Annotated in this window: 1 protein-coding gene; it reads right to left on the bottom strand. The window is 34.6% G+C overall.

Translation table 11 applies throughout. The features are described 5' to 3' along the window. The coding region (locus AWV70_RS22440; protein WP_160327729.1) for a protein rep at positions 1-214 on the bottom strand (214 nt) is incomplete at its 3' end. Positions 215-243: the final 29 nt, after the last annotated feature.

Genomic DNA, 243 nt, shown 5'->3' with positions numbered 1-243 from the left:
TTATATAATAATTTTGCCTGTTCCAGTTCCACATTGCTGTGACTGTAAAGCCTTCATCTTCTTTTTCATCATCATTTTCTTCATTCTCTTTTACCAAATCGCCATCTTCTGCATCATCTAAATTTAATTCTTTGTGTATTTCCTTCAACAATCCACCGTATGAAATCAGTCGTTTACGGAACAAACCCTCTTCCAAATCCTTAACGATTTGCAAATTCCGTTCCTCGTCATCTGTTAAATAAT

Source organism: Sporosarcina koreensis, from assembly GCF_001531445.1.
Lineage (GTDB): Bacteria > Bacillota > Bacilli > Bacillales_A > Planococcaceae > Sporosarcina > Sporosarcina koreensis_C.
The sequence above is the reverse complement of the archived record's forward strand: the minus strand, read 5'-3'. Positions and strand labels throughout refer to the sequence as shown.